This is a genomic window from Enterobacter sp. 04-C-12-SI-ECC, assembly GCF_047530715.1.
GTDB classification, from domain to species: Bacteria; Pseudomonadota; Gammaproteobacteria; order Enterobacterales; family Enterobacteriaceae; genus Enterobacter; species Enterobacter bugandensis.
The window spans coordinates 1-22,826 of record NZ_JBLKDI010000026.1 but is presented as its reverse complement, the minus strand read 5'-3'; the positions used below and the strand labels follow the sequence as shown (position 1 = coordinate 22,826).

The following is a 22,826-nucleotide window of genomic DNA, read 5'->3' as shown; positions in this document are numbered from 1 at the left end:
GGGCAAGCCTTTAAAACGTTTCCCAGTTCGCTTCAGACGCCGTCGCTGCTGGCTGCGCTTTTGGCACATAGGTTTTCACCGGTGCCGCTTTGACCGCCTGATTACGCGTTATTTTGAACACCGCTACCGCTTCGTTCAGGCGTGCGGCCTGATCTTCCAGCGCCGCCGCTGCCGCCGCAGACTCCTCCACCAGCGAGGCGTTCTGCTGGGTCACGCGGTCCATCTCGGCTACCGCCTGACCAACCTGGTCGATACCGCGGCTCTGCTCGTCAGAGGCAGAGGCAATTTCGCCCATGATGTCGGTCACGCGGGTAACCGCGTTAACGATTTCCGCCATCGTCGCGCCCGCTTCGTTCACCAGCTGAGAACCCGCGTTCACGCGCTCGCCGGAATCATCGATCAGCGCCTTAATCTCTTTCGCCGCCTGGGCGCTGCGCTGGGCAAGCGTGCGTACTTCACCTGCAACCACCGCAAAGCCACGGCCCTGCTCGCCCGCACGCGCCGCTTCCACCGCCGCGTTCAGCGCCAGAATGTTGGTCTGGAAGGCAATGCCGTCGATAACGTTAGTAATTTGCGCGATTTTGCTGGAGCTGGTGGCGATCTCGTCCATGGTGCGCACCACGCCTTCCACCACGTTACCGCCCTTCTTCGCGGTTGAGGAGGCATCCAGCGCCAGACGAGACGCCTGACGCGCGTTATCCGCGTTCTGCTTCACGGTGGCGGTCAGCTGTTCCATGCTGGCTGCCGTCTCTTCCAGAGACGCGGCCTGCTGCTCGGTACGGGAAGAGAGGTCGTTGCTGCCCGCCGAGATTTCACCCGCACCGGTATAGATGGTGTCTGCGCCTTCACGCACCACGCCCACGGTGTTCGCCAGCGAGGTTTGCATCTCCTGCACGTTGCGCGCCAGGATAGCCATTTCGTTTTTGCCTTCAGCCTGAATCGGCTGGGTTAAATCCCCTGCCGCGATGGCGCGGATATGGTTGATCACCTCTTCCAGCGGCAGCAGCAGCACCCGGCGCATGGCGATCCAGCTGGAGATAATCACCGCAATGACGAGGATCATGACGGCAGAAAGGATCCACAGGATGCGCTTGTAGTCGCTTTCGTTATCCTGAATGCCTTTACTGGTGAGCGCAGCCTGCGCCTCGCGCCACTCGCGATAGACCTTTTGCATTGCCGTCTGCTTCTGTTCGGCATTCTGTTTGAACATATCTTCCAGGTTGCCCTGGCCCAGCAGAACGTTCATTTGCGTCAACGTGGCGGAGTAGATGCGGTACTGCTCTTCCAGCCGATCGGCCAGGTTCTCATCCAGACCCGGGGTATTCGGCAGGGCGTAGTATTTGTCGTAATGGACCTGCGCATTGGCCAGCAGATTTTTCGCGGTGTTAACCAGCTCGTTCAGCTGTCCGCCGTTAATCTGAGAGGCCATGCTGCTTTGCAGACGCAGCATCCCGCGGTTTAGCGTGACGCGCGCCTGGTTCAGGCTGATCCAGGCGTCGGTAAATTCCGCCACGTTCTGGCTGGAAAGCTGCGACACGGTGAAGTTGTCTTTATCGTTATTCAGCGCGTTGATAAAGATACCCGCGGAAATCACTTGCATGATGCCGAGCACAAGCAGCACCGAAATAAGAAGAGTAATGACTTTTATACGTTTAAACATGCGTTGCCTTTGTTATATGCAGGTTTGTCTGACGTGTATCTATCGGCACGCGCGGCGGGTTGTTTACTGTTTCTCCACCTTTAAAAACTTTCTAAACCACTTTCCTAAATCCATTCAGGGAGTTAAACGGGACATTTTTTTGTGATCCGTGTCGCACCTTCCCCCTTCCCTCTAAAGGGTTATAGCGCCGCCTTAAAGATGCATTTAATATGCATCTTATATTTTTAATAACGAGGTAACTGCTATGGCCTTTCGCGACCACCCCCTCGGCGAGCTGGCGCTCTCCATCCCTCGCGCTTCCGCGCTGTTCCGTAAATACGATATGGATTACTGCTGCGGCGGTAAGCAAACGCTGGCGCGAGCGGCCTCGCGCAAGGAACTGGACGTGGAGGCTATCGAAGCGGAGCTGGCGCTGCTGGCTGAACAGCCTGTTGAAAAAGACTGGCGCACCGCCCCGCTCGCGGAAATCATCGACCATATCATCGTGCGTTACCACGACCGCCACCGTGAACAGCTGCCTGAGCTGATCCTGCAGGCAACGAAAGTTGAACGCGTACATGCCGACAAGCCTTCCGTGCCGCGCGGTCTGGCAAAATACCTGACCATGCTGCATGAAGAGCTTTCCAGCCACATGATGAAAGAAGAGCAGATCCTCTTCCCGATGATTAAACAGGGAATGGGAAGCCAGGCGATGGGACCTATCAGCGTAATGGAAAGCGAGCACGATGACGCGGGCGAACTGCTGGATGTGATCAAACACACCACTAACAACGTCACGCCGCCGCCGGAAGCGTGCACCACCTGGAAAGCGATGTACAACGGCATTAACGAGATGATTGACGACCTGATGGAGCACATCAGTCTTGAGAATAACGTTCTGTTCCCGCGGGCATTGGCGGGGAAATAAAAAAGCCCGGTGGCGCTAGCGCTTACCGGGCCTACAACGTCCTCGAACATAGGCCGGGTAAGCGTCAGCGCCACCCGGCAATATGCTTAACGCATGCCTGCCATCCGTTTCTTACCGATAAACAGCCAGCCCAGCCCCAGCGCGATAAACCACAGCGGCGTGACGATCAGCGCCTGACGGGTGTCATCTTCGAGCGTCAGCAGCACCAGCACGAACACGAAGAACGCCATGCACACCCAGCACATCAGCTTGCCCAGCGGCATCTTGTAGATCGACTTCTCATGCAGGTGCGGACGCTGTTTGCGGTACACGAGGTACGAGCACAGGATAATGGTCCAGACGAACATGAACAGGATCGCCGACACCGTGGTGATCATGGTAAACGCGCCAATTACGCTTGGGTTTACGTAGAGCATCACCACGCCACCCAGCAGGCACATGCAGGAGAAGGTCAGCCCTTTCGCCGGTACCGCACGTTTAGAGAGTTTCGCAAAGGCGCTCGGCGCTACGCCCTCCTGCGCCAGACCAAACAGCATACGGCTGGTTGAGAACACGCCGCTGTTCGCGGAAGAGGCCGCAGAGGTCAGCACCACGAAGTTAATCAGGCTCGCCGCAGCAGGCAGCCCTACCAGCACGAACAGCTCAACGAACGGGCTCTTGCTGGGCACCACGGAGCTCCACGGCGTCACGGACATGATGATGATCAGCGCGAAGACGTAGAACATGATGATACGCACCGGTATGGAGTTGATGGCGCGCGGCAGGGACTTCTCCGGATCTTTGGTTTCCGCAGCGGTCGTTCCGACAAGCTCAATCCCCACAAACGCGAACACCGCAATCTGGAAGCCCGCAAAGAAGCCGCTGATGCCTTTCGGGAACCAGCCGCCGTCATTCCACAGATGGGTGAAGGACGCCTGAACGCCCGTTGGCGACTGGAAGTGCGTCAGGACCATCACCAGGCCCACCACAATCAGCCCCACGATAGCGACAATCTTGATCATCGCGAACCAGAACTCCATCTCACCGAACATTTTCACGGTGGCGAGGTTGAGGCTCAGCAGCAGAATAATCACCGCCAGCGAGGCGACCCAGTCCGACAGCCCCGGGAACCAGAACTGCGCGTAAGCGGTAATCGCCACGACGTCCGCCATGCCGGTGACCACCCAGCAGAACCAGTAGGTCCAGCCGGTAAAGTAGCCCGCCCACGGGCCGAGCAGGTCCGACGCGAAGTCGCTGAAGGATTTGTATTCGAGGTTCGAGAGCAGCAATTCACCCATTGCGCGCATCACGAAGAAGAGCATAAAACCGATGATCATATAAACGAAGATGATCGACGGCCCGGCAAGACTGATGGTTTTGCCCGACCCCATAAACAGCCCGGTGCCGATGGCACCGCCAATGGCGATAAGCTGTATATGACGGTTTGTGAGATTGCGCCGTAGCGACTGTTCAGACGACGCCTCTTCTGCAGCGGCGACTTTGACCTGATCTACCATGTAATTTTTCCTGTTTATGCCTGTCTGTGTTGTTAAGGCTCTTCTGGCCTTTAAAACGTCAAATAAATGACGGTCCCTTCGTAAGGGTTTATCGATATTAGGTAAGAATCGGCGGGATGAATACTATGATTTAGATATTATGTTAATAATATGTTGAAAGTGAGTGTCATATCACTCATACAGCGCGAAACAGCTCACAAAAATACACGCAACAGTTTCGTTTGCAAGATAAAATGTTGATTCCGTCGTAACTATGGGTTTTATCACTATTTTCCTCTCCCCGGGCGGAGAGAGGAAATAAGAAAAGTCGATTACAGGATTTCCAGCAGCTCGACTTCAAATACCAGGGTGCTGAATGGCGGGATGGACGCACCAGCGCCACGCTCGCCGTAAGCCAGGTTGTGCGGGATGGTCAGTTCCCATTTGGAACCCACTGGCATCAGGGTCAGGGCTTCGATCCAGCCTGCGATAACGCCGTTGACCGGGAACTCAGCCGGTTCGCCGCGCGCCACGGAGCTGTCGAACACGGTTCCGTCGATCAGCTTACCGGTGTAGTGCACGCGAACGTGGTCGGTACGCGCCGGGATAGCGCCGTCGCCCTGGTTGATCACGCGGAACTGCAGGCCGGATTCGGTGCTGTTCACACCTTCGCGCTCGCGGTTCTCTTCCAGATATTTCACGCCTTCGGCTGCCATCTCTTCGAAGCGCGCGCGACGCACGGCGTCAGCACGTTCGTGGATTTCACGCAGCGCACGATGCACAACGTCAACCGGAACGGCAGGCTGTTTACCTTCCAGCGCATCAGCGATACCCGCCACCAGCGCTTCAGGTAACAGACCTTCCAGGCCGGATTCGCTCAGCTGCTGTCCTACCTGCAAGCCGATACCGTAACTTGCCTGCGCTTCGATAGTGTCAAAAGTCGGGGTGGTCATGGGTTTTCCTTCCATCACATTTAAAGTAGCGGGCAGCATATCAGCCATGCCCTTATGGGTAAAACTTTGTCTGAAGTTAAGGTGACAAACCGCGACGAAACAGAAACAATAGAGACAACCAGGATTAATCCCGAACTGATGTCACGGATGTCCGGTTTGCTACGTCGTTCAGGCAGTTAGCGAACTATACTTCGAAGCACAGGATATAAAAGACGCGGAGCAGGAGGAGAGCCATGCCCGGGCGATTTGAACTGAAACCTACCCTGGCGAAAATCTGGCAGGCGCCGGACAATTTTCGCATTATGGACCCGCTGCCTCCTCTGCACCGCAGGGGGATCATCATTGGTGCGCTGATGGTGATCGTGGGCTTCCTGCTTCCTTCCGGCGGTGATGATGTTGATACCGCGCCGGTCACCCGCAATGCGCAGCTGGATCTTCAGTCGCAAACGCGGCCGCAGCCTGACGCGCAGCCGATGCAGACGCAGCTGGTAACCCCGTCTAACGATCCGGGTCAGGTCGCGCCTGTTGAACCCGAACCCGTTCAGGATGAACAGGAGCAGGCCGCAGCGCCGTCTGAGCCGCAAACCCAGCAGCCGACCGGCATTGAGCAGCAGTGGCGTTCCTATCGCGTGGAGCCGGGCAAAACCCTGGCACAGCTTTTCCGCGACCACAACCTGCCGCCGACCGACGTGTATGCCATGGCAAAAGTGGAAGGCGCAGGTAAACCGCTGAGCAACTTACAGAACGGCCAGATGGTGCAGATTCGCCAGAACGCCAGCGGGGTGGTCACCGGGCTGACCATTGATACCGGAAATGGGCAGCAGGTGCTGTTTACCCGCCAGCCAGACGGCAGTTTCATCAGAGCACGTTAATGGCGTATGCCGGGTAAGGCGAAGTCGCCACCCGGCACTTTTGTTCTCAGGCACTCCGTTTATTCACCCACCAGATCCCCGAGCAGACCAGCACCAGCGCAATCGCATATTTGATATCCAGGATGTTTTCGCCGAGGAAGATGGCGGAAAGCACCGTCCCTGCAACAGGAATGACAAAGTTGAACGGAGCAATCATGCTTACCCGGTTCACTTTCAGCAGCGCGCTCCACAGGGCGAACGCCACCGATGAGAGCAGCGTCAGATACCCCAGCACCGCAACGGCCTTCATGCTGTGCACTTCCAGCGTTCCGCCCGTGGCATAACCTCCCGCAACCAGCGCAGCCCCGCCTATCGCCAGCTGCCAGCCGGTCATCACCGTTGGGTCGACGGTCTGGGAAATACTTTTCCCGTAAAGCGTGGCGGCAGAGAGAATAAAAGCCGCCAGCACCACAAAACCGTCGCCTTTCCAGATAAACTGGAAATCGCTTAACCCACTGTGAAAGTTCACCAGCATCACCCCGGCAAACCCAAGAATACAGCCCAGCGTTTTGTTATAGCTGAGTTTGTCATTGTGGTAGATAAAGTGCGCCAGCAGTACGCTGAAGAAAGTCCCGGTGGCGTTCATGATTGAGCCGTTTACCCCCGTCGTGTAGGCCAGTCCTATATAGAAGAAAGTGTACTGAATGGTGGTCTGGGTCAGCCCGAGGATCGTGAGCTGGCCAAACTGCGCGGGCGTGAGCCTGCCAATCGGTTTGCGCTGGGCCAGCGCAAACAGCAGCAGCAAGGCACCGGCAAACAGAAAACGGTATCCGGCAAAAACGACTTTGGACGGAATATCATCGGTCGCGATCTGAAAGAGTTCGTAGCCATTTTTAATGGCCGGGTACGAGCTCCCCCAAAGCAGGCAGCAGAGCGTGGCGCAGACGTAGGCCACATGTCGACGGGCAAAGACGGGCGTGGGCAGAGCGGTATCCATGACAAATCTCATAAATAAAATTGCGTTTCAATTTATTATCAGAGAATGCGTCAGGAATAGCTACCATACGAGATAAAAAGAGAATTTCCGGTAGCTTTAAATAGCAAAACGCCGGCACAAGGCCGGCGCTTCGACGCGAGCAGAGTAAAAAATTACTCAGCTACAACGTTAACAACCAGTTTAGCGAACACTTCGCTGTGAACCTGGAAGTCAACTTCGTGCTCACCAGTGGTACGCAGAACGCCGTTCGGCATGCGAACTTCGCTCTTAGCCACTTTAACGCCTGCTGCAGTAACTGCATCAGCGATATCGCGGGTACCGATGGAACCGAACAGTTTACCTTCGTCGCCAGCTTTGGAAGCGATGGTAACAGTGCCCAGTGCGTTGATTGCTTCAGCGCGAGCGTTAGCAGCCGCCAGAACGTCAGCCAGTTTGGCTTCCAGTTCAGCGCGACGTGCTTCGAAAAACTCTACGTTTTTCTTAGTAGCTGGAACAGCTTTACCCTGTGGAACCAGGAAGTTACGAGCGTAGCCCGCTTTAACGTTAACCTGATCACCCAGGCTGCCCAGGTTTGCTACTTTATCAAGCAGAATAACTTGCATTACCTTATCCTCTTAAAGTCGTATTAATGGACCGTGCCCGATTACTGATGACGATCAGTGTACGGCAGCAGGGACAGGTAGCGAGCGCGTTTGATAGCGCGAGCCAGCTGACGCTGATATTTTGCACGAGTACCGGTGATACGGCTTGGGACAATCTTACCGCTTTCGGTGATGTAGTTTTTCAGCGTTGCGATATCTTTATAGTCGATCTCTTGAACGCCTTCCGCGGTGAAACGGCAGAACTTGCGACGACGGAAATAACGTGCCATATGGCTAGTCTCCAGTATCTATCAAATCAATCTGCTCGGCATGCAGAACCATTTTGCTCAGGCCGTTCTTTGCCTTGTGGCAAGAGATGAACCCCTGAACGATTACTGCGCTACCGACCGTTAAACTGTGAGTAATGGCCTGGTTTTCGTGTCCGCTAATAATAACGGGCATTTGGCACCATGCCTGCCGGTGAAACCCGGCTTCCTCTTGCACAGAACGATGCTCAAGCACGAACTGGCAATGCGGAATTCCTGATGGACTGACCTTTCGAAGGGGAGCCCTGCATACGATGCCGGACAACGCCAGACGGTTGGTCATCAGAAATTACTCTTCAGAATCCCCAGCATCAGAATCATCTGCGGTTTCGTTTGCGAAATCATCGCGACGCTCACGGCGCTCGTCTTTCGCTTTAACCATCGGAGATGCTTCGGTAACTGCGTTTTTGGTACGCATAACCATGCTGCGGATAACGGCATCGTTGAAGCGGAAGGTAGTTTCCAGCTCATCGATCACTTCCTGCGGCGCTTCAACGTTCATCAGAACGTAGTGTGCTTTGTGCAGTTTGTTGATCGGGTAAGCCAGCTGACGGCGGCCCCAGTCTTCCAGACGGTGGATCGTACCTTCTGCACCAGTGATGGCAGCAGAGTAACGCTCGATCATACCCGGAACCTGTTCGCTCTGGTCAGGATGGACCATAAAAACGATTTCGTAATGACGCATCGAATTGCTCCTTACGGATTATTCAGCCTCCTGTCTGGGTCAGCCGAGGCCCGGGGAGGCAAGGAACGTGTTAAAGGTCGGCTGAAAAATTGACGCGTCATAATACTTGCCCCCCCCAGGAAACTCAAGCTGATTGCACAAATAATTCGCACAAAGCGTAAAGCTGGTCTAAGTGGGTGATTTAAAATTAATCGCATCAGGAAGCGTTGTTTTTTTGAACAACTGCATCAGAAATGGTCACGCATCCCCGCCGGAGGAATGATTACACTTTAATCAGAGATCAGCTGAATTAAAGAAGGAGTATTCCCCTCACACAGCACGCAGTCGTGGAGCGCATATCATGAAAAAAATCGCAGTAGCCATAATGGCGGCGCTTTTGCTCAGTGCAAACGCGATGGCAGCCATCAAAATAGACGGCCGGCAGGCCAGAAACATGGATGATGTGCACAGCTTGGGCGTAATCTATATCAATCATAATTTCGCCACTGAAAGCGAAGCAGATCGGGCACTAAATGAAGAGACCGATGCCCAGGGCGCAACCTATTACCACGTGATGTTAACCCGTGAGCCCGGCAGCAACGGCAATATGCACGCCAGTGCAGATATCTACCGGTAACCTTTAACGCTAGCACCAGGAAAGCCAACAACGAGAACATAGCCATAGTTGACGTTGCCCTCTGTCCGGGGGCTTTTTTTGTGAATGGCTCCGGAATACCACCGGTTACAACTGTTTTTCGGTATTCCAGAGCACTTATTCACTTCTGCCCGTAGTAGGCATTCGGGCCGTGCTTGCGCATGAAATGCTTGTTCATCAGGTAATCGTCAATGCCCTGAAGCTGTGGGTTGATGCCGCGGGCAATCCACGCCATTTTAGCTACCTCCTCCATCACGACAGCATTATGTACCGCGTCGTGAGCATCTTTACCCCAGGAGAACGGACCGTGCTGATACACCACAATACCCGGCGTATGCAGCGGTTCGCTTTCACCCAGCGTTTCGATGATGACCTTTCCGGTGTTGAGCTCGTATTCGCCTTCCACTTCAGCCTGCGATAATGCCCGCGTGCAGGGAATATCGCCGAAGAAGTAGTCTGCATGCGTCGTGCCCAGCGCCGGGATGGGCAACCCCGCCTGTGCCCAGGCGGTGGCGTGCGTGGAGTGGGTATGCACAACGCCACCCAGCGATGGATAACGCTGGTACAGCGCCAGATGGGTCGCCGTATCAGAAGAAGGACGCCATTTGCCCTCAACGACGTTTCCTTCGAGGTCGACCACCACCATATCGTCCGCTTTCATGGTTTCATACGCCACGCCGCTCGGCTTGATCACAACCAGACCTTGTTCACGGTCGATGGCGCTCACGTTGCCCCAGGTGAACGTTACCAGGCCATAGCGCGGCAGATCCATATTGGCCTCAAAGACCTGCTGTTTCAGCTTAAGCATGTTCAGCCTCCAGTAACCCCGCGCGCGCCATACGCTCGCGCACCCAGTCCCGCGCTTTTGCCACTTCCGCAGCCGGATCGTCTGACGTTTCGCTCCACATCTCAATCAGATAAGGTCCGCAATACCCTGTCTGTTTGAGCGTCTCGAAGCACCGTTCGAAATCCACCACCCCGGTGCCGAACGGTACGTTTTTAAACACGCCAGGGCGGGTATCTTTGACGTGCACCGCCACGATATGCCCGATGCCCGCCTGCAGCTCCATCTGCACGTCGTTATCCCAGGCCGACAGATTGCCGATATCCGGATAAAGCTGGAACCAGGGGTTATTCAGATAGTGCGCATAGCCCAGCGCCTTGCTGATGGAGTTCATCAACGGGTAGTCCATGATCTCCATCGCCAGCGTGACCTGCGCGCGGCTTGCCATCTCAACGCTCTCTTTCAGGCCGTCACGGAAACGACGGCGCGTTTCGTCGTTGGCTTCCTGATAGTAGACGTCGTAACCCGCCAGCTGGATCACGCGGATGCCGACATCCTGCGCAAAACGAATGGCTTTGCGCATGATCTCCAGCCCTTCAGCGCGCACGGCATCGTCTTCACTGCCGAGCGGAAAACGGCGGTGGGCGCTCAGACACATGGACGGCACGCGCACGCCGGTTTCGGCAATGGCGCCCACCAGCGCCAGGCGCTGCTCGCGACGCCAGTCCAGGCGAGAAAGGCGCACATCCGTCTCATCCACGGACATTTCGACAAAATCGAAACCCAGCTGTTTTGCCAGCCGTAACCGCTCCAGCCAGCACTCCCCTGCAGGGAGTGCCTTTTCATAGATGCCAAGCGGGACCTGTTTTGACAACATACCCGCTCCTTAACCCCAAAGCTGAGCGATTGAGCGTTTGAACTGACGCGCCGCTTCCACCGGAGATGCCGCGTCGCGAATGCTGCGGCCAGCGATAAAGACGTGAATAGGGATACCCTGGAACAGCGGCAGATCTTCCAGCGCCAGGCCACCGGTGACGGTGACTTTGAACCCCATATCCGCCAGACGCTTAATCGCGCTGATATCCGCTTCGCCCCACGCCACGCCTGCGGCTTGCGCATCGCGGCTGCGGTGATACACCACCTGCTGGATGCCCGCATCGCGCCACTCCTGCGCCTGCTCCCAGGTCCAGAAGCCGGTCAGTTCAATCTGCACATCGCCGTTAAACTCTTTTGCCACGTCCAGCGCGCCTTTGGCGGTGTTGATATCCGCACAGCAGATCACGGTGACCCAGTCGGCGTTGGCTTCAAAGCACATGCGGGAAAGGATTTTGCCTGCGTCAGCAATCTTGGCATCCGCCAGCACGATTTTGTGCGGATAGAGCGCTTTCAGGTCACGAACGGCGCGCACGCCTTCGCCCACGCACAGAATGGTCCCCACTTCGATGATATCCACCTCTTCCGCAATCAGGCGGGTGGTTTCGTAAGCGTGAGACAGCGTCTGGTTATCCAGCGCAACTTGCAACATTGGTAATGACATGTTCAATTCCTCTTAAACGGCCGCCGCAGTGGCGTTATCAATTAAATCCAGCACTTCCTGCGCGGTGCGGCAGGCGCGTAAACCGTCAAAATTGGCTTCGTCATCAAACAGGTTGACGATCTGCATGATGCCCACCTCCTGGTGGGTGTTGGCATCAACGGCCGCCATGGTGATGAGAATGTCGACCGGGTCGTTATCTTCGTGGTTGAACACCAGCGGCGTTTTCAGCGTCACCAGTGCAAAACCGGTTTTCTTGACGCCCTCTTCCGGGCGGCCGTGCGGCATGGCCAGGCCCGGCGCAATCACGAAATAGGGGCCGTGCTGCGCCACGCCATCCAGAATGGCCTGGTAATAGCGCGGCTCGACAACGTCCGCCTTAACCAGCAGATCCACACTCAGCTTCACCGCTTCCTGCCAGGTGCTTGCGTCGGCCTGTAAAAGGATGGCGTTATTCTCTGCCAGCGAATCACGTAGTTTCATGTGGTGTCCTTACTTCACGTCTTGTGGGAAGTGTTCTTTGATCACTTCCAGCAGTTTTGGCCCGAAATCCGCAGGCGACAGCATGTTGCGCACGCCTACCACATATTTGTTGCCCGACACGCTAATCTCACCGGCAATATGAGTTGAAGCGATGATGATGTCCGCGCCGTTCAGTTCACTTTTGTATTCACCCACTGCGCAGCTGTTCACCGTGTGGTCGATGTTTGACTGGGTCAAAAACTGGTCCACTTTCATCTTCATGATCATGGAGCTACCTTGCCCATTGCCACACACAGCCAGGATACGTACGGTCATAATCGAAACTCCTTAATGAGCAGACACTTCTGCTGTTTGTTTTTCCGCATCTTCTTCAGCTCGCAGCGAACGGCCAGCGAAGAACATATAAGCCAGAGCAATCAGGATGATGACGGCCATAAAGGCCAGACCGACGGAGGCAAAGCCCTGCATCATCGGCGGTGCCAGAATTGACCAGTCCGCCATGCCCATCCAGGCGCTCATACCGGTGAGCTTGACCGCCCACACGCAACCGAAGATTTCCACCATGCCCATCACCAGGCAGATCTTGAGCGCCGCGCGCCAGCCGCCGAAGTGGTTCGCAAACACGCCAATGGTGGCGTTGGAGAAGAACATCGGGATAAAGCCAGGAATGATCAGGATTGAGGAGCCGCAGCCCACCAGGATGCCCACCGCAATCAGCTGGCCGATGGTGCCCCACATAAAGCCCCAGACGACGGCGTTTGGCGCAAAGCTATAGATAGCCGCGCAGTCAATCGCCAGTACCGCACCAGGGATTAGGCGCTGAGAGATGCCGTTAAAGGCTTCCGACAGCTCGGCGACGAACATACGCACGCCCTGAGTGATGATGAAAATCGCTACCGCGAAGGAGAAACCGGTCTGCAGGATATAGACCGTCCAGTGGGTTTTACCCGCCATCGCCTGCACGACGTCAATGCCGAAAGAGAGCAGAATGGCGCCGAAAAAGAGGGTCATCACAATCGCCGTTGAGACGATGTTGTCGTGGAAGATATTCAACCAGCCAGGCAGTTTGAGGTCTTCGACACTCTCCTCTTTTTTGCCCAGGTACGGCGCAACTTTATAGGCAATCCAGGCGGCAAACTGCTGCTGGTGACCGATGGAGAAACCACAGCCGTCGGTCACGATCTGCGTTGGCTTGTACATCATGTTGGAGGTGATACCCCAGTAGAGCGAGACCAGCACCGCGGTGCAGATAATCGTGGTCCACATTGGGTAACCGAAGATATAGAGAGAAACCGCGATCAGCCCCGCCTGCTGGAACATGATGTGCCCGGTGAGCATGATGGTGCGAATGCCGGTAATGCGGCGCAGGAGCACGTATATGATGTTCAGCGCCAGCGCGAGCAACACCGCATACCCCACCCAGCTATAGGCATCACCCATGCGATCGATGGTCGCCATCATTGAGGCGTAGGTATCAGAGATAGCGCCGTTGATGCCATACACTTCCGACATTTTGGCGACGACCGGCTTAAACGTGCTGGTCAGAATGCCTGACCCCGCCTGCAACAGCATGAAACCGATAATGGTTTTGATGGTGCCTTTAATAATCACGCTGACGCTTTTACGCAGCAGGATGTACCCCAGGCACGTCACGATACCCAGCAACAGCGGGGCGTTGGTCATTACCTGATTAAAGAAAACGGTAAAGACGTTGTAGAGGATCTCCATAACTCTCTCCAGAAATGAGAACACGAGGGGCAATCCCTGTGCGGTTGGTGCCATCACTCTATTAATCACAAATAATCACCACAAGATTGCATTTGATTATTTGTGACGCATCACGCAATTTATTTCCATGCTGTTAGTAATGATTTTCACTACCGCACCGCAAAAATAAATTAATCCTTATAATTCATCAAATTAATGTTTAGTGCAGGATAATCTAACAAGTAAAGAGTGGAGAGTCCGTGAAGTCGCGCAGATAAAATTCCGCATTTTGACCATTGCAAAGCACGTCAAATAGTGCCAGCATTAATCATAACGAATCACCATGTGATTACCTTTGATTAAACCAGGAGTCAAAACGATGAGTAAAGTGAAAACCATTACCCGTGAATCATGGATTCTGAGCACCTTTCCGGAGTGGGGTAGCTGGCTGAACGAAGAGATCGAGCAGGAACAGGTTGCTCCTGGCACGTTTGCAATGTGGTGGCTGGGCTGCACCGGTATCTGGCTAAAATCTGAAGGCGGCGCCAATATCTGCGTCGATTTCTGGTGCGGCACCGGCAAACAGAGCCACGGCAACCCGCTGATGAAAAAAGGCCACCAGATGCAGCGTATGGCCGGCGTGGAAAAGCTCCAGCCGAACCTGCGCACCACGCCGTTTGTGCTTGATCCTTTTGCCATTCGCCAGATCGATGCCGTGCTTTCTACTCACGATCACAACGACCATATCGACGTGAACGTGGCGGCAGCGGTGATGCAAAACTGCGCGGACGACGTACCGTTTATCGGGCCGCAAACCTGCGTAGATCTCTGGATTGGCTGGGGCGTGCCGAAAGAGCGCTGCATCGTGATGAAGCCTGGCGACGTGGTGAAAATTAAAGACATTGAAATCCACGCGCTGGATGCCTTTGACCGTACCGCGCTGATTACCCTGCCGGCCGACCAGAAGGCTGCTGGGGTACTGCCAGACGGCATGGACGAGCGTGCGGTGAATTACCTGTTCAAGACGCCGGGCGGCTCCCTGTATCACAGCGGTGATTCCCACTACTCTAACTATTACGCGAAGCACGGCAACGAACATCAGATTGACGTGGCGCTGGGCTCGTACGGGGAAAACCCGCGCGGTATTACGGACAAAATGACCAGCGCCGATATGCTGCGCATGGCGGAAGCGCTCAACACCAAAGTTGTGATCCCGTTCCACCACGATATCTGGTCAAACTTCCAGGCCGATCCGCAAGAGATCCGCGTGCTGTGGGAGATGAAAAAAGACCGCCTGAAGTACGGCTTCAAGCCCTTTATCTGGCAGGTAGGCGGCAAGTTCACCTGGCCGCTGGACAAAGACAATCTCGAGTATCACTACCCGCGCGGCTTCGATGATTGCTTCACCATTGAGCCAGATCTCCCGTTCAAATCCTTCCTCTGATTGTGAGGCCACATCGCCAGACCCTGTGTCTGGCGATTTCATATTTATTTTAGTAATTTCACGCTATTTCAAATATCATCTTTTCAAATCAATTCTTATCGGAATAGCTCATGACGGAAGCGCAACGGCATCAAATTTTACTGGAACTCCTGGCGCAAACAGGGTTTATCACCGTCGAGAAAGTGATCGAACGTTTAGGGATCTCCCCCGCCACCGCGCGGCGAGACATCAACAAGCTGGATGAGAGCGGCAAGCTGAAAAAAGTCCGCAACGGCGCAGAAGCCATCAGCCAGCAGCGTCCACGCTGGTCGCCGATGAATATTCATCAGGCGCAGAATCACGATGAAAAAGTACGGATTGCCAGAGCGGCATCACAGCTGGTGAACCCCGGTGAGAGCGTCGTCATCAACTGCGGCTCCACGGCGTTTTTGCTGGGCCGTGAAATGTGCGGCAAGCCGGTGCAAATCATTACCAACTATTTGCCGCTGGCTAACTACCTGATCGATCAGGAACATGAGAGCGTAGTGATCATGGGCGGCCAGTACAACAAAAGCCAGTCCATCACGCTCAGCCCGCAGGACAGCGAAAACAGTCTCTACGCCGGGCACTGGATGTTTACCAGCGGCAAAGGCCTGACCGCTGACGGCCTGTATAAAACCGATATGCTGACCGCGATGGCGGAACAAAACATGCTCAACGTGGTGGGCAAGCTCGTTGTGCTGGTCGACAGCAGCAAAGTCGGTGAACGCGCAGGCATGCTGTTCAGCCGCGCAGAACAGATCGACATGGTGATCACCGGCAAAGGGGCGAATCCCGAGATCCTACAGAAGCTGGAAGATCAAGGGGTGAAAGTCCTGCGCGTTTAAAGATGCTTGCGGAAAAACGCCACCGTGGCGTCCAGCGCCGCTGGCGTGATGCGGTGGCGGACGCCTGTTTCCCACAAACAGGTCAGATTAGCGTCCAGTCCTTCATTCTTTAACGCCTGCTGCAGGCGGAAGGTTCCATCGGGCGGGACAACATCGTCCGCATCACCATGCCATAGCAGCAGCGGGCGATCGGCCAGACGCGGCAATGCCCGGGTCACTTCCCACTCTGCCAGCATCGGCGTAATTTCCGTTAAATCCTGAGGGGGGAAAAGCGTCTTCGCCAGCGAGGTAAAATAGCCCGAGCCCATCAGACAGGCGACAGACCGCACGTCAGGATGATGCGTCATAATCCCCAGCGCCGTCATGCCGCCCATCGACGCCCCGGCCACCGCCAGCCGATTATCGGCCACCAGCCCTGCCTCATAGAGCGCATCGCGCAACCCGGTAAACTCAGTCAGGCTGCCGTGCAGAATGTGCCAGAACTGCCCCAGTCGCGCCCGCTCATTGCCCGTAAAGCGCGCGCCGTGGTCAGGCGCATCCGGCATTACCACGCGAAAACCCGCCTGAGCCAGCGCCACTGCAAAATAACTGTAAACCAGTTTCGATGAGGTAAACCCATGATAAAAAACCACAACAGGCAGCGATTTATCACGTTTCCCTGCCGGCACAGCGTGTAAAATTTCATGGTCGCCGAGATGGCGTATTTCAATTTCAATCATTGTCGACCCTGTACGAATGAATGATTCATAATGTTGAGAACTGGATTACGGTTTGACGCTATTTTCATTCGAAAATTACGTTCCAGATAACACTTCGGGAACATTCCCCCAAAACTAAATTCGCAGACAACTACACTATGGCTAACAGGAAACGAGATATGGTTATGCACAGGTTTGCTGCTTTATTGCTGGTGTTTCTGCTCAGCGGCTGTAGCGCACTGCAGGGTACACCGCAACCCGCTCCCCCGGTTGCCGATCATCCGCAGGAGATTCGTCGTAATCAGACGGAAGGATTACAGCGAATGGGCACCGTCTCCGCGCTCGTTCGCGGTTCGCCGGATGATGCAGAAGACGCAATAAAGGCACAAGCCGTCGCTGCCAAAGCAGATTATTACGTCATTATTATGATCGACGAAACCATCATAACGGGACAGTGGTATTCACAAGCCATTTTGTACCGGAAATAATGGTTTACCTTTGAACGACATTTACACTGCTTTGCGTCCATAGACATTTTCCTGTCCACAATAAACTCCATGCCAGCGACAAGGAATGGGAGTTTATTCGCGAAGGATTGCCCGGCGGATACCGGAAATATGTGAAATGGAGCTGACGATGAAACGAACTCTTGCTTTGACCTCTCTGTTGCTCTCTGCAGGCCTGGTGAGCACCACCGCGCAGTCAGCAGAATTCGCCAGTGCGGATTGCGTAACAGGTCTGAATGAAATAGGCCAGATCTCCGTCAATAACATTCCGGGGAGCCCGCAAGACGTTGAACGTATCGTGGCATTAAAGGCCGATGAACAGGGCGCGTCATGGTATCGCATCATCCAGATGCAGGAAGATAACCATATCGACCAGTGGCGGGTACAGGCCATTCTCTACGTATAAATCCTTCCTGATAAAAGCCACTTATTTTTAGTGGCTTTTCGTTTTTGCAAATTTTTTATCTAATTTAAAACCACTCTAAAACAATAAAATAACAGTTTGTTACATTAATTCAGTAAACGTAATCTCCGCTCTGCCGTTGAAGAACCATACCTTTTCAATGATGAGCAATTTATGATCAATGTTTTCCGCCGTGCGGGCCTTGGAACAAAGCTGTCGCTGCTGACGGGCGTCAGTGTCGCCACGCTGTTTCTGCTTTTCACTTTCCTGCTCAGCCAAAAAGCCAGCCAGCAGCTTGAAGCCCTCGCGGTCGAAGATCTGCATAATCAGTCCACCGGTATGGTCGACATGGTGCAGATGTTTAATACCAGCCTGAGCGAAGAAGTCGAAAGCTACACCAGACTGTTTACGACATTTCTGCCTCAGCCGTTTAGCGTCGATACTCAGCAGACCCGGACCATAAACGGGCTCGCCGTTCCCCTGCTGAAAGGGGGCGACGCTGAACTCCATGAAAATACAACGTTTTCTGATGATTTTCTGAGCCGTACGGGAGCGATCTCAACGCTGTTTGTTCGCAGTGGTAACGACTTCATTCGCGTTGCCACCTCCCTGCGCAAAGAGAATGGCGATCGCGCTATGGGGACGGTTCTGGACACGAGCAGCCCGGCGTTTGCCTCCGTCACGAAAGGCGAGGTGTACCGCGGCCTGGCGCTCCTGTTTGGCAAGCGCTACATAACCCAGTACCAGCCCGTGAAGAACAGTGAAGGTCAGGTTATCGGGATCATCTTCGTTGGGGTGGATATCACTCACTCCTGGAATGTCATGCGCGAGAAAATCCTCAACCGCCGCCTGGGCGAGAGCGGGCACTTCTTCGTGCTGGACCGCAGCAACGGCAAAACGCGCGGTCAGTATCTGTTCCACGCCAGCGAAGAGGGAAAACAGCCGAAGTGGGATAGCGCCACCCAACAGCAGCTGTTGAGCGATTCCTCAGGCACGCTGGAACGCGTAAGCGACGACGGTCGCACGCTGAAAATGGCCTATACGCCGCTGCCCGGCTGGAACTGGACCATCGTCGGTGAAGTGGATAAATCAGTCCTGCTCTCAAGCGTTAACGCCATGCGCGACCGTTTCCTGCTGGCCGGCGTAGCGTTGTCCGTCCTCTTCGCGGGCCTGTTTGTGGTGCTTATTCGCCGGATGCTGACCCGTCCGCTGCGTAACGTGATTGACCTTGCCCGCCAGTATGCCGCGGGCGATTTACGCTCCAGCCTGCCCGTGACCCGCCAGGATGAGGTTGGCCAGCTGGTTGAAGCCATTAACGGTATCGGTGATGGGCTACAAAAAATTGTCCTGCAGGTCCGCGAGGCCGCGGGCGAGATCCATCTGGGCACCAATGCGCTTGCCTCCGATACCGGAGACATCTCCGAGCAGATCAACAAGCAGGCCAGCAGCGTTGAAGAGACCTCCGCCAGCATGGAGCAACTGGCCGCGACCGTGCAGCAAAATGCCGCCAACATGGAGCAAACGCAGCAGCTGGTAGGTGAAACCTCGCGCGCGGTTCATCAGGGTGGTGAAACGGTGACCCATGCGGTTGCCACCATGGACGATATTCGCGAAGCGTCAAAACGTATCGAAGACATCACCCGCGTGATCGAGTCCATCGCGTTCCAGACTAATATTCTGGCGCTGAATGCGGCGGTAGAAGCGGCACGCGCAGGCGAGCATGGAAAAGGTTTTGCCGTGGTCGCGCAAGAAGTTCGCGCCCTGGCAGGTCGAAGCGCCAACGCGGTGAAGGAGATTGAACATCTGATTGGCGATACCCTGCGAAAAGTGGGCGAAGGCCACGCGCTGTCTGAACAGACGCGTCTGGCGATGGATTCCATCATCGTTCATATCGACAACATCAGCCAGCTGGTCACGGAGATTAACCACGCGTCACGCGAGCAGTCCGCGGGGATCGGCCAGGTCAATCTTGCCATGACCCACATTGGCGAAGCGTCGCATATCAATGCCGATCGCATCTCACGCAGCGAGCAAACCGCACGCACGCTGCGCGAGAAAGGGTCACACCTTACCCAACTGGTCAGCCTGTTCCAGCTTAAACGCTAGCCAACCCTGCCCGTGGCGCGCAGCAGCAGATCGCTTTGCACCTGCTCATTCATGAGCGTACCACCACGGGTATCCAGCATCATGCGGCACCACGCCTGCGCCACGGGCGGCGATGCGTGCCGCAGCATCTGGCTGCCGGCCCCCAGCAAAAAGAGCTGCTGAGCGATCTCCCTCCCCTGCGCCTCCTGCGGTTTACGCAGCTTTTGCTGAAGCTGCCGCCAGCTGCGGTCAAAGTGTCTGTCCTGCCCTTTGACCTGGGCAAACTCGTCGGCAAGCAGGTCGTGGATACCTGGCTGCTTCGCCAGCACCCGCAGCACGTCCAGGCACATGATATTGCCCGATCCTTCCCAGATGCTGTTCACCGGCATCTCACGATACAGGCGTGGAAGTTCACTCTCCTCGCAGTACCCGACGCCACCGAGTGCCTCCATCGCCTCCGCCACGAACGGAATACCCGCTTTGCACACGCTGAATTTTGCGGCTGGGGTAAAAAGCCGCGCCCAGGCGGCCTCCTGCGGGTCGGTGCGGTTATCCCACGCCCGGGCCAGACGGAACAGCAGCGCCGTGTGTCCCTCCAGCACCAGCGCCATACGGCTTAGCACTTCACGCATTAGCGGCTGATCGATAAGGTTTTTGCCGAAGGTCTGACGCTGATGGGCGTGGTACAGCGCCACGGAAAGCGCCCGGCGCATTAGCCCGTGGCTGCCCAGCGCGCAGTCGAAGCGCGTCAGCCCGCCCATCTTCAGGATTTGCCGCACGCCTTCTCCCTCTTCACCCAGCAGCCAGCCGGAGGCATCGAGGAACTCCGCCTCGCTGCTGGCGTTCGAGCGGTTGCCGAGCTTGTCTTTCAGACGTTCCAGCCGTACGGCGTTGCGCTGTCCGTCGGGTAAGAAACGCGGGACAAAGAAGCAGGACAAACCGCCTTTCGCCTGCGCCAGCACCAGATGCGCATCGCTCTGCGGCACGGAGAAAAACCACTTGTGGCCCACCAGTCGGTAGCTGCCGTCGCTGCATTTTTCCGCTCTGGTGGTGTTGCTGAGCACGTCCGAGCCGCCCTGCTTTTCCGTCATTCCCATGCCGATCAGCAGGCCGCGCTTTTGCCCACCCGGCGCGAGATGGGGATCGTACCGGTCGCTCATAAGCGGCGTTAACCATTCATGAAACGGTTTGGGCAGCGACTGCTGCAACAGCGGCGTGGCGGCGAAGGTCATGGTCACCGGGCATAACGTCCCCGCTTCTACCTGAGCATGGAGCACGAAGCGCGCGGCCCTGGCGACGAAAGACCCTTTTCGTGCCTCTTCCTCCCATGCCAGATTATGTACCCGGTTAGCGCAGAGCCCCTGCATCAGCAGGTGCCATGCCGGATGAAAGCGAACGTCATCCAGCCGCTCTCCCGTGGGGTCGTAGCGTAATAGCTCCGGCGGATTCACGTTCGCCAGCCTGCCCAGCTCCAGCGACTCCGCCGTGCCTAACTGCTGTCCAATGCTGGCAAGAAGATCCATATCCCACTCGGCACCCTCGCGCGCAACCGCGTCGCGCAGGGCGCAGTCAGAGAGGAAAAGGTTGCTGTTAGAGAGTGGGGCTGGTTGATTAAAAACGGTATGGGTCTGCCAGTGCATGCTGTCTCCCTCCTTCAGTAGCAATGAAGGTAAGTATGGACAGACCGTATGAACGCTGCATGGGAGTGAGGTCACACGATGGCGATCCCGCTGATATCATTCGTGAAATAGCTCACAGAACATAAGAATAAACTATTTCATTACTCCGCTTATGTTGAATAATTTATTCTTAACCCGTCTTTGTGAGGATCGTTATGCAACAGGATGCGCACAAGCGAGCATTAATTGCAGGCTCCATTGGTAACTTTATCGAGTGGTATGAGTTTGCGGTCTACGGTTTTCTGGCGACCGTGATTGCGAAGAACTTCTTCCAGCTTGAGGGAGAGGCGGGACTGACCAGTCTGATCCTCACCTGGGCCTCGTTTGCCATTGCCTTCTTCTTCCGTCCGCTGGGTGCGGTGGTATTTGGCCGCATTGGTGACAGGATAGGCCGAAAACCGACGCTGATTATTGTGCTGGTGCTAATGACGCTCGCCACCACGGCCATCGGCATCGTGCCCGTCTACGCCAGCATCGGCATTGCTGCACCGCTGATCGTTACGCTGCTGCGCATCCTGCAGGGCCTGTTCGCGGGCGGCGAGTACGGCGGTGCGGTCTCACTGATGACGGAGTTCGCCCCGCGCGGCAAGCGCGGTCTGTACGGCGCGTGGCAGTCCTTTACCGTGGCGCTCGGGCTGTTAGCGGGCGCAGGTATTGTCGCGCTGCTCTCTGCCCTCCTCACGCCTGAAGCCCTGCACGACTGGGGCTGGCGCATTCCTTTCTTCCTTGCCCTGCCGATGGGCGCGGTCGCGCTATGGCTGCGGGTGAGCATGGAAGAGACGCCGAGCTTTGTGCAGCAGAAGGAAAAAGCGGTCATTGCTCAGGCCAGTACTTCCGCCACGCTCAAAACCATCCTGATGGGCATTGGCCGCGTGATGGTCTGGTCCGCGGCGGGGTATACCTACCTCGTGATCATGCCGACCTATCTGCAGTCTGCGCTGCACACCGGGTTTAATCAGGCGCTGCTGATAGCGGTGATTTCTAACATTGGGTTTGCGCTCACCATCATTCCGTCGGGAATGCTGAGCGACAGGATCGGGCGGCGAACGGTGATGATTATCGCCACCGTGCTCCTGCTGATCCTCGCCCTGCCGCTGCTGAAAATTTTGCAGGCGGAATCCAGCACGATGGCGGTCAAAGCGATTGTGGTGCTGATTGCGGGCGGTCTGGTGGGCATGCTGGCGGGGCCAGGCCCGGCGATGTTGTCTGAGATGTTCCCGACGCGCGTGCGCTATACGGGACTGGGGCTGGCCTATTCGTTATCGAACGCGATTTTTTCGGGCTGTGCGGGGTTAATCATTACCGGGCTGATTAAGCAGACGGGCAACCTGGACATTCCGGCCTATTACGTGATGGCAACGGCGGTGGTGAGTATTTTCGCGCTGATGACGCTCAGGAAGGATGACCATTTACGGTCGTTAGAGGAGTGAGGTTGTCACCGTCTGGCGCCCTCACCCCGGCCCTCTCCCACTGTACGGTCCGGGGACATAGTGAACACTTGTTCGGGGACATGGTAGACACTTACAACTGAGGCATAAGAACCCGTTTATGGAGTCGCTTATGCCCTG

Annotated in this window: 25 protein-coding genes; 9 read left to right on the top strand and 16 right to left on the bottom strand. The window is 55.7% G+C overall.

Translation table 11 applies throughout. The annotated features are described in order from the left end of the window. Positions 1–10: 10 nt before the first annotated feature. Positions 11–1,660 carry a methyl-accepting chemotaxis protein gene (locus ACMWL8_RS22765; RefSeq protein WP_045259627.1) on the bottom strand — a complete coding sequence of 550 codons (1,650 nt, stop codon included), beginning with the start codon at positions 1,658–1,660 and terminating at the stop codon, positions 11–13. Positions 1,661–1,904: 244 nt separating this feature from the next. On the opposite strand from ACMWL8_RS22765, the gene ytfE reads away from it, so the two are divergent. Then, the gene (ytfE, locus tag ACMWL8_RS22760; RefSeq protein WP_045259628.1) at positions 1,905–2,567 is read left to right on the top strand and encodes an iron-sulfur cluster repair protein YtfE; all 663 of its coding nucleotides are present in this window, start codon (positions 1,905–1,907) and stop codon (positions 2,565–2,567) included. Between the two features lie 86 nt (positions 2,568–2,653). Here the strand turns inward: ytfE and cycA are convergent, their stop codons facing one another. Continuing rightward, positions 2,654–4,063 (bottom strand): D-serine/D-alanine/glycine transporter, encoded by a 1,410-nt coding sequence (gene cycA, locus ACMWL8_RS22755; RefSeq protein ID WP_045259629.1) that lies wholly within the window; start codon positions 4,061–4,063, stop codon positions 2,654–2,656. A 311-nt stretch (positions 4,064–4,374) separates the two neighbouring features. Further along, positions 4,375–4,995 carry an FKBP-type peptidyl-prolyl cis-trans isomerase gene (gene fklB, locus ACMWL8_RS22750; RefSeq protein WP_008502892.1) on the bottom strand — a complete coding sequence of 207 codons (621 nt, stop codon included), beginning with the start codon at positions 4,993–4,995 and terminating at the stop codon, positions 4,375–4,377. Between the two features lie 233 nt (positions 4,996–5,228). On the opposite strand from fklB, the gene ACMWL8_RS22745 reads away from it, so the two are divergent. Continuing rightward, complete coding sequence (locus tag ACMWL8_RS22745) at positions 5,229–5,867, top strand: OapA family protein (RefSeq protein WP_028015272.1); 639 nt, start codon at positions 5,229–5,231, stop codon at positions 5,865–5,867. A 46-nt stretch (positions 5,868–5,913) separates the two neighbouring features. Here ACMWL8_RS22745 and ACMWL8_RS22740 read toward each other — a convergent pair whose 3' ends face one another. The 5 genes from ACMWL8_RS22740 to rpsF all read right to left on the bottom strand — a co-directional run bounded on the left by ACMWL8_RS22740 (position 5,914) and on the right by rpsF (position 8,435). After that, positions 5,914–6,843, bottom strand: coding sequence for a DMT family transporter (locus tag ACMWL8_RS22740; protein WP_045259630.1), 930 nt, complete (start codon positions 6,841–6,843; stop codon positions 5,914–5,916). A gap of 152 nt (positions 6,844–6,995) precedes the next feature. Further along, positions 6,996–7,445, bottom strand: coding sequence for a 50S ribosomal protein L9 (rplI, locus tag ACMWL8_RS22735; RefSeq protein ID WP_006810372.1), 450 nt, complete (start codon positions 7,443–7,445; stop codon positions 6,996–6,998). A gap of 41 nt (positions 7,446–7,486) precedes the next feature. Continuing rightward, positions 7,487–7,714, bottom strand: a complete 228-nt coding sequence (rpsR, locus tag ACMWL8_RS22730) for a 30S ribosomal protein S18 (RefSeq protein ID WP_000135199.1) — start codon at positions 7,712–7,714, stop codon at positions 7,487–7,489. A 4-nt stretch (positions 7,715–7,718) separates the two neighbouring features. Continuing rightward, positions 7,719–8,033 (bottom strand): primosomal replication protein N, encoded by a 315-nt coding sequence (gene priB, locus ACMWL8_RS22725; RefSeq protein ID WP_028015270.1) that lies wholly within the window; start codon positions 8,031–8,033, stop codon positions 7,719–7,721. A 6-nt stretch (positions 8,034–8,039) separates the two neighbouring features. Further along, positions 8,040–8,435, bottom strand: a complete 396-nt coding sequence (gene rpsF, locus ACMWL8_RS22720; RefSeq protein ID WP_014068637.1) for a 30S ribosomal protein S6 — start codon at positions 8,433–8,435, stop codon at positions 8,040–8,042. 340 nt (positions 8,436–8,775) lie between these two features. Between rpsF and yjfY the strand changes: the two genes are divergently transcribed. Next, positions 8,776–9,051: a DUF1471 family protein YjfY gene (yjfY, locus tag ACMWL8_RS22715; RefSeq protein ID WP_041911476.1), complete on the top strand. Its 276-nt coding sequence runs from the start codon at positions 8,776–8,778 to the stop codon at positions 9,049–9,051. A gap of 139 nt (positions 9,052–9,190) precedes the next feature. Here the strand turns inward: yjfY and ACMWL8_RS22710 are convergent, their stop codons facing one another. The 6 genes from ACMWL8_RS22710 to ulaA are packed head-to-tail and all read right to left on the bottom strand — an operon-like array spanning position 9,191 to position 13,598. Next, complete coding sequence (locus ACMWL8_RS22710) at positions 9,191–9,877, bottom strand: L-ribulose-5-phosphate 4-epimerase (protein WP_045259631.1); 687 nt, start codon at positions 9,875–9,877, stop codon at positions 9,191–9,193. Continuing rightward, positions 9,870–10,730, bottom strand: a complete 861-nt coding sequence (locus ACMWL8_RS22705; RefSeq protein WP_045259632.1) for an L-ribulose-5-phosphate 3-epimerase — start codon at positions 10,728–10,730, stop codon at positions 9,870–9,872. The genes ACMWL8_RS22710 and ACMWL8_RS22705 overlap by 8 nt, the downstream gene beginning before the upstream one ends. 9 nt (positions 10,731–10,739) lie before the next feature. Then, positions 10,740–11,390, bottom strand: coding sequence for a 3-keto-L-gulonate-6-phosphate decarboxylase UlaD (gene ulaD / locus ACMWL8_RS22700; protein WP_023334265.1), 651 nt, complete (start codon positions 11,388–11,390; stop codon positions 10,740–10,742). A 12-nt stretch (positions 11,391–11,402) separates the two neighbouring features. Continuing rightward, positions 11,403–11,870 carry a PTS ascorbate transporter subunit IIA gene (ulaC, locus tag ACMWL8_RS22695; protein ID WP_241276773.1) on the bottom strand — a complete coding sequence of 156 codons (468 nt, stop codon included), beginning with the start codon at positions 11,868–11,870 and terminating at the stop codon, positions 11,403–11,405. A gap of 9 nt (positions 11,871–11,879) precedes the next feature. Further along, positions 11,880–12,185 (bottom strand): PTS ascorbate transporter subunit IIB, encoded by a 306-nt coding sequence (gene ulaB / locus ACMWL8_RS22690; protein ID WP_003856022.1) that lies wholly within the window; start codon positions 12,183–12,185, stop codon positions 11,880–11,882. Between the two features lie 12 nt (positions 12,186–12,197). After that, a complete protein-coding gene (ulaA, locus tag ACMWL8_RS22685; protein WP_028015265.1) occupies positions 12,198–13,598 on the bottom strand; it encodes a PTS ascorbate transporter subunit IIC in 1,401 nt (466 codons plus the stop codon). A 358-nt stretch (positions 13,599–13,956) separates the two neighbouring features. On the opposite strand from ulaA, the gene ulaG reads away from it, so the two are divergent. Further along, positions 13,957–15,021 (top strand): L-ascorbate 6-phosphate lactonase, encoded by a 1,065-nt coding sequence (gene ulaG, locus ACMWL8_RS22680; RefSeq protein ID WP_006810379.1) that lies wholly within the window; start codon positions 13,957–13,959, stop codon positions 15,019–15,021. Positions 15,022–15,131: 110 nt separating this feature from the next. Then, on the top strand, positions 15,132–15,887 hold the full coding sequence (ulaR, locus tag ACMWL8_RS22675; RefSeq protein WP_024907324.1) for an HTH-type transcriptional regulator UlaR: 756 nt from the start codon (positions 15,132–15,134) through the stop codon (positions 15,885–15,887). On the opposite strand, the gene yjfP is transcribed toward ulaR, so the two are convergent. After that, complete coding sequence (yjfP, locus tag ACMWL8_RS22670) at positions 15,884–16,606, bottom strand: esterase (RefSeq protein WP_045259634.1); 723 nt, start codon at positions 16,604–16,606, stop codon at positions 15,884–15,886. The genes ulaR and yjfP overlap by 4 nt on opposite strands. 137 nt (positions 16,607–16,743) lie before the next feature. On the opposite strand from yjfP, the gene bsmA reads away from it, so the two are divergent. The 3 genes from bsmA to ACMWL8_RS22655 all read left to right on the top strand — a co-directional run bounded on the left by bsmA (position 16,744) and on the right by ACMWL8_RS22655 (position 19,600). Then, positions 16,744–17,073, top strand: a complete 330-nt coding sequence (gene bsmA / locus ACMWL8_RS22665) for a biofilm peroxide resistance protein BsmA (protein ID WP_028015263.1) — start codon at positions 16,744–16,746, stop codon at positions 17,071–17,073. Positions 17,074–17,209: 136 nt separating this feature from the next. Next, positions 17,210–17,497, top strand: a complete 288-nt coding sequence (gene yjfN, locus ACMWL8_RS22660; protein ID WP_032644956.1) for a DUF1471 family protease activator YjfN — start codon at positions 17,210–17,212, stop codon at positions 17,495–17,497. Between the two features lie 171 nt (positions 17,498–17,668). Next, entirely contained in the window at positions 17,669–19,600 is a 1,932-nt protein-coding gene (locus tag ACMWL8_RS22655; RefSeq protein ID WP_045259635.1) for a methyl-accepting chemotaxis protein, read from the top strand. Here the strand turns inward: ACMWL8_RS22655 and ACMWL8_RS22650 are convergent. Continuing rightward, entirely contained in the window at positions 19,597–21,219 is a 1,623-nt protein-coding gene (locus tag ACMWL8_RS22650; protein WP_045259636.1) for an isovaleryl-CoA dehydrogenase, read from the bottom strand. The two genes, ACMWL8_RS22655 and ACMWL8_RS22650, sit on opposite strands and share 4 nt — an antisense overlap. Positions 21,220–21,413: 194 nt before the next feature. Between ACMWL8_RS22650 and ACMWL8_RS22645 the strand changes: the two genes are divergently transcribed. Beyond that, entirely contained in the window at positions 21,414–22,688 is a 1,275-nt protein-coding gene (locus tag ACMWL8_RS22645) for an MFS transporter (protein WP_028015259.1), read from the top strand. Positions 22,689–22,826: the final 138 nt, after the last annotated feature.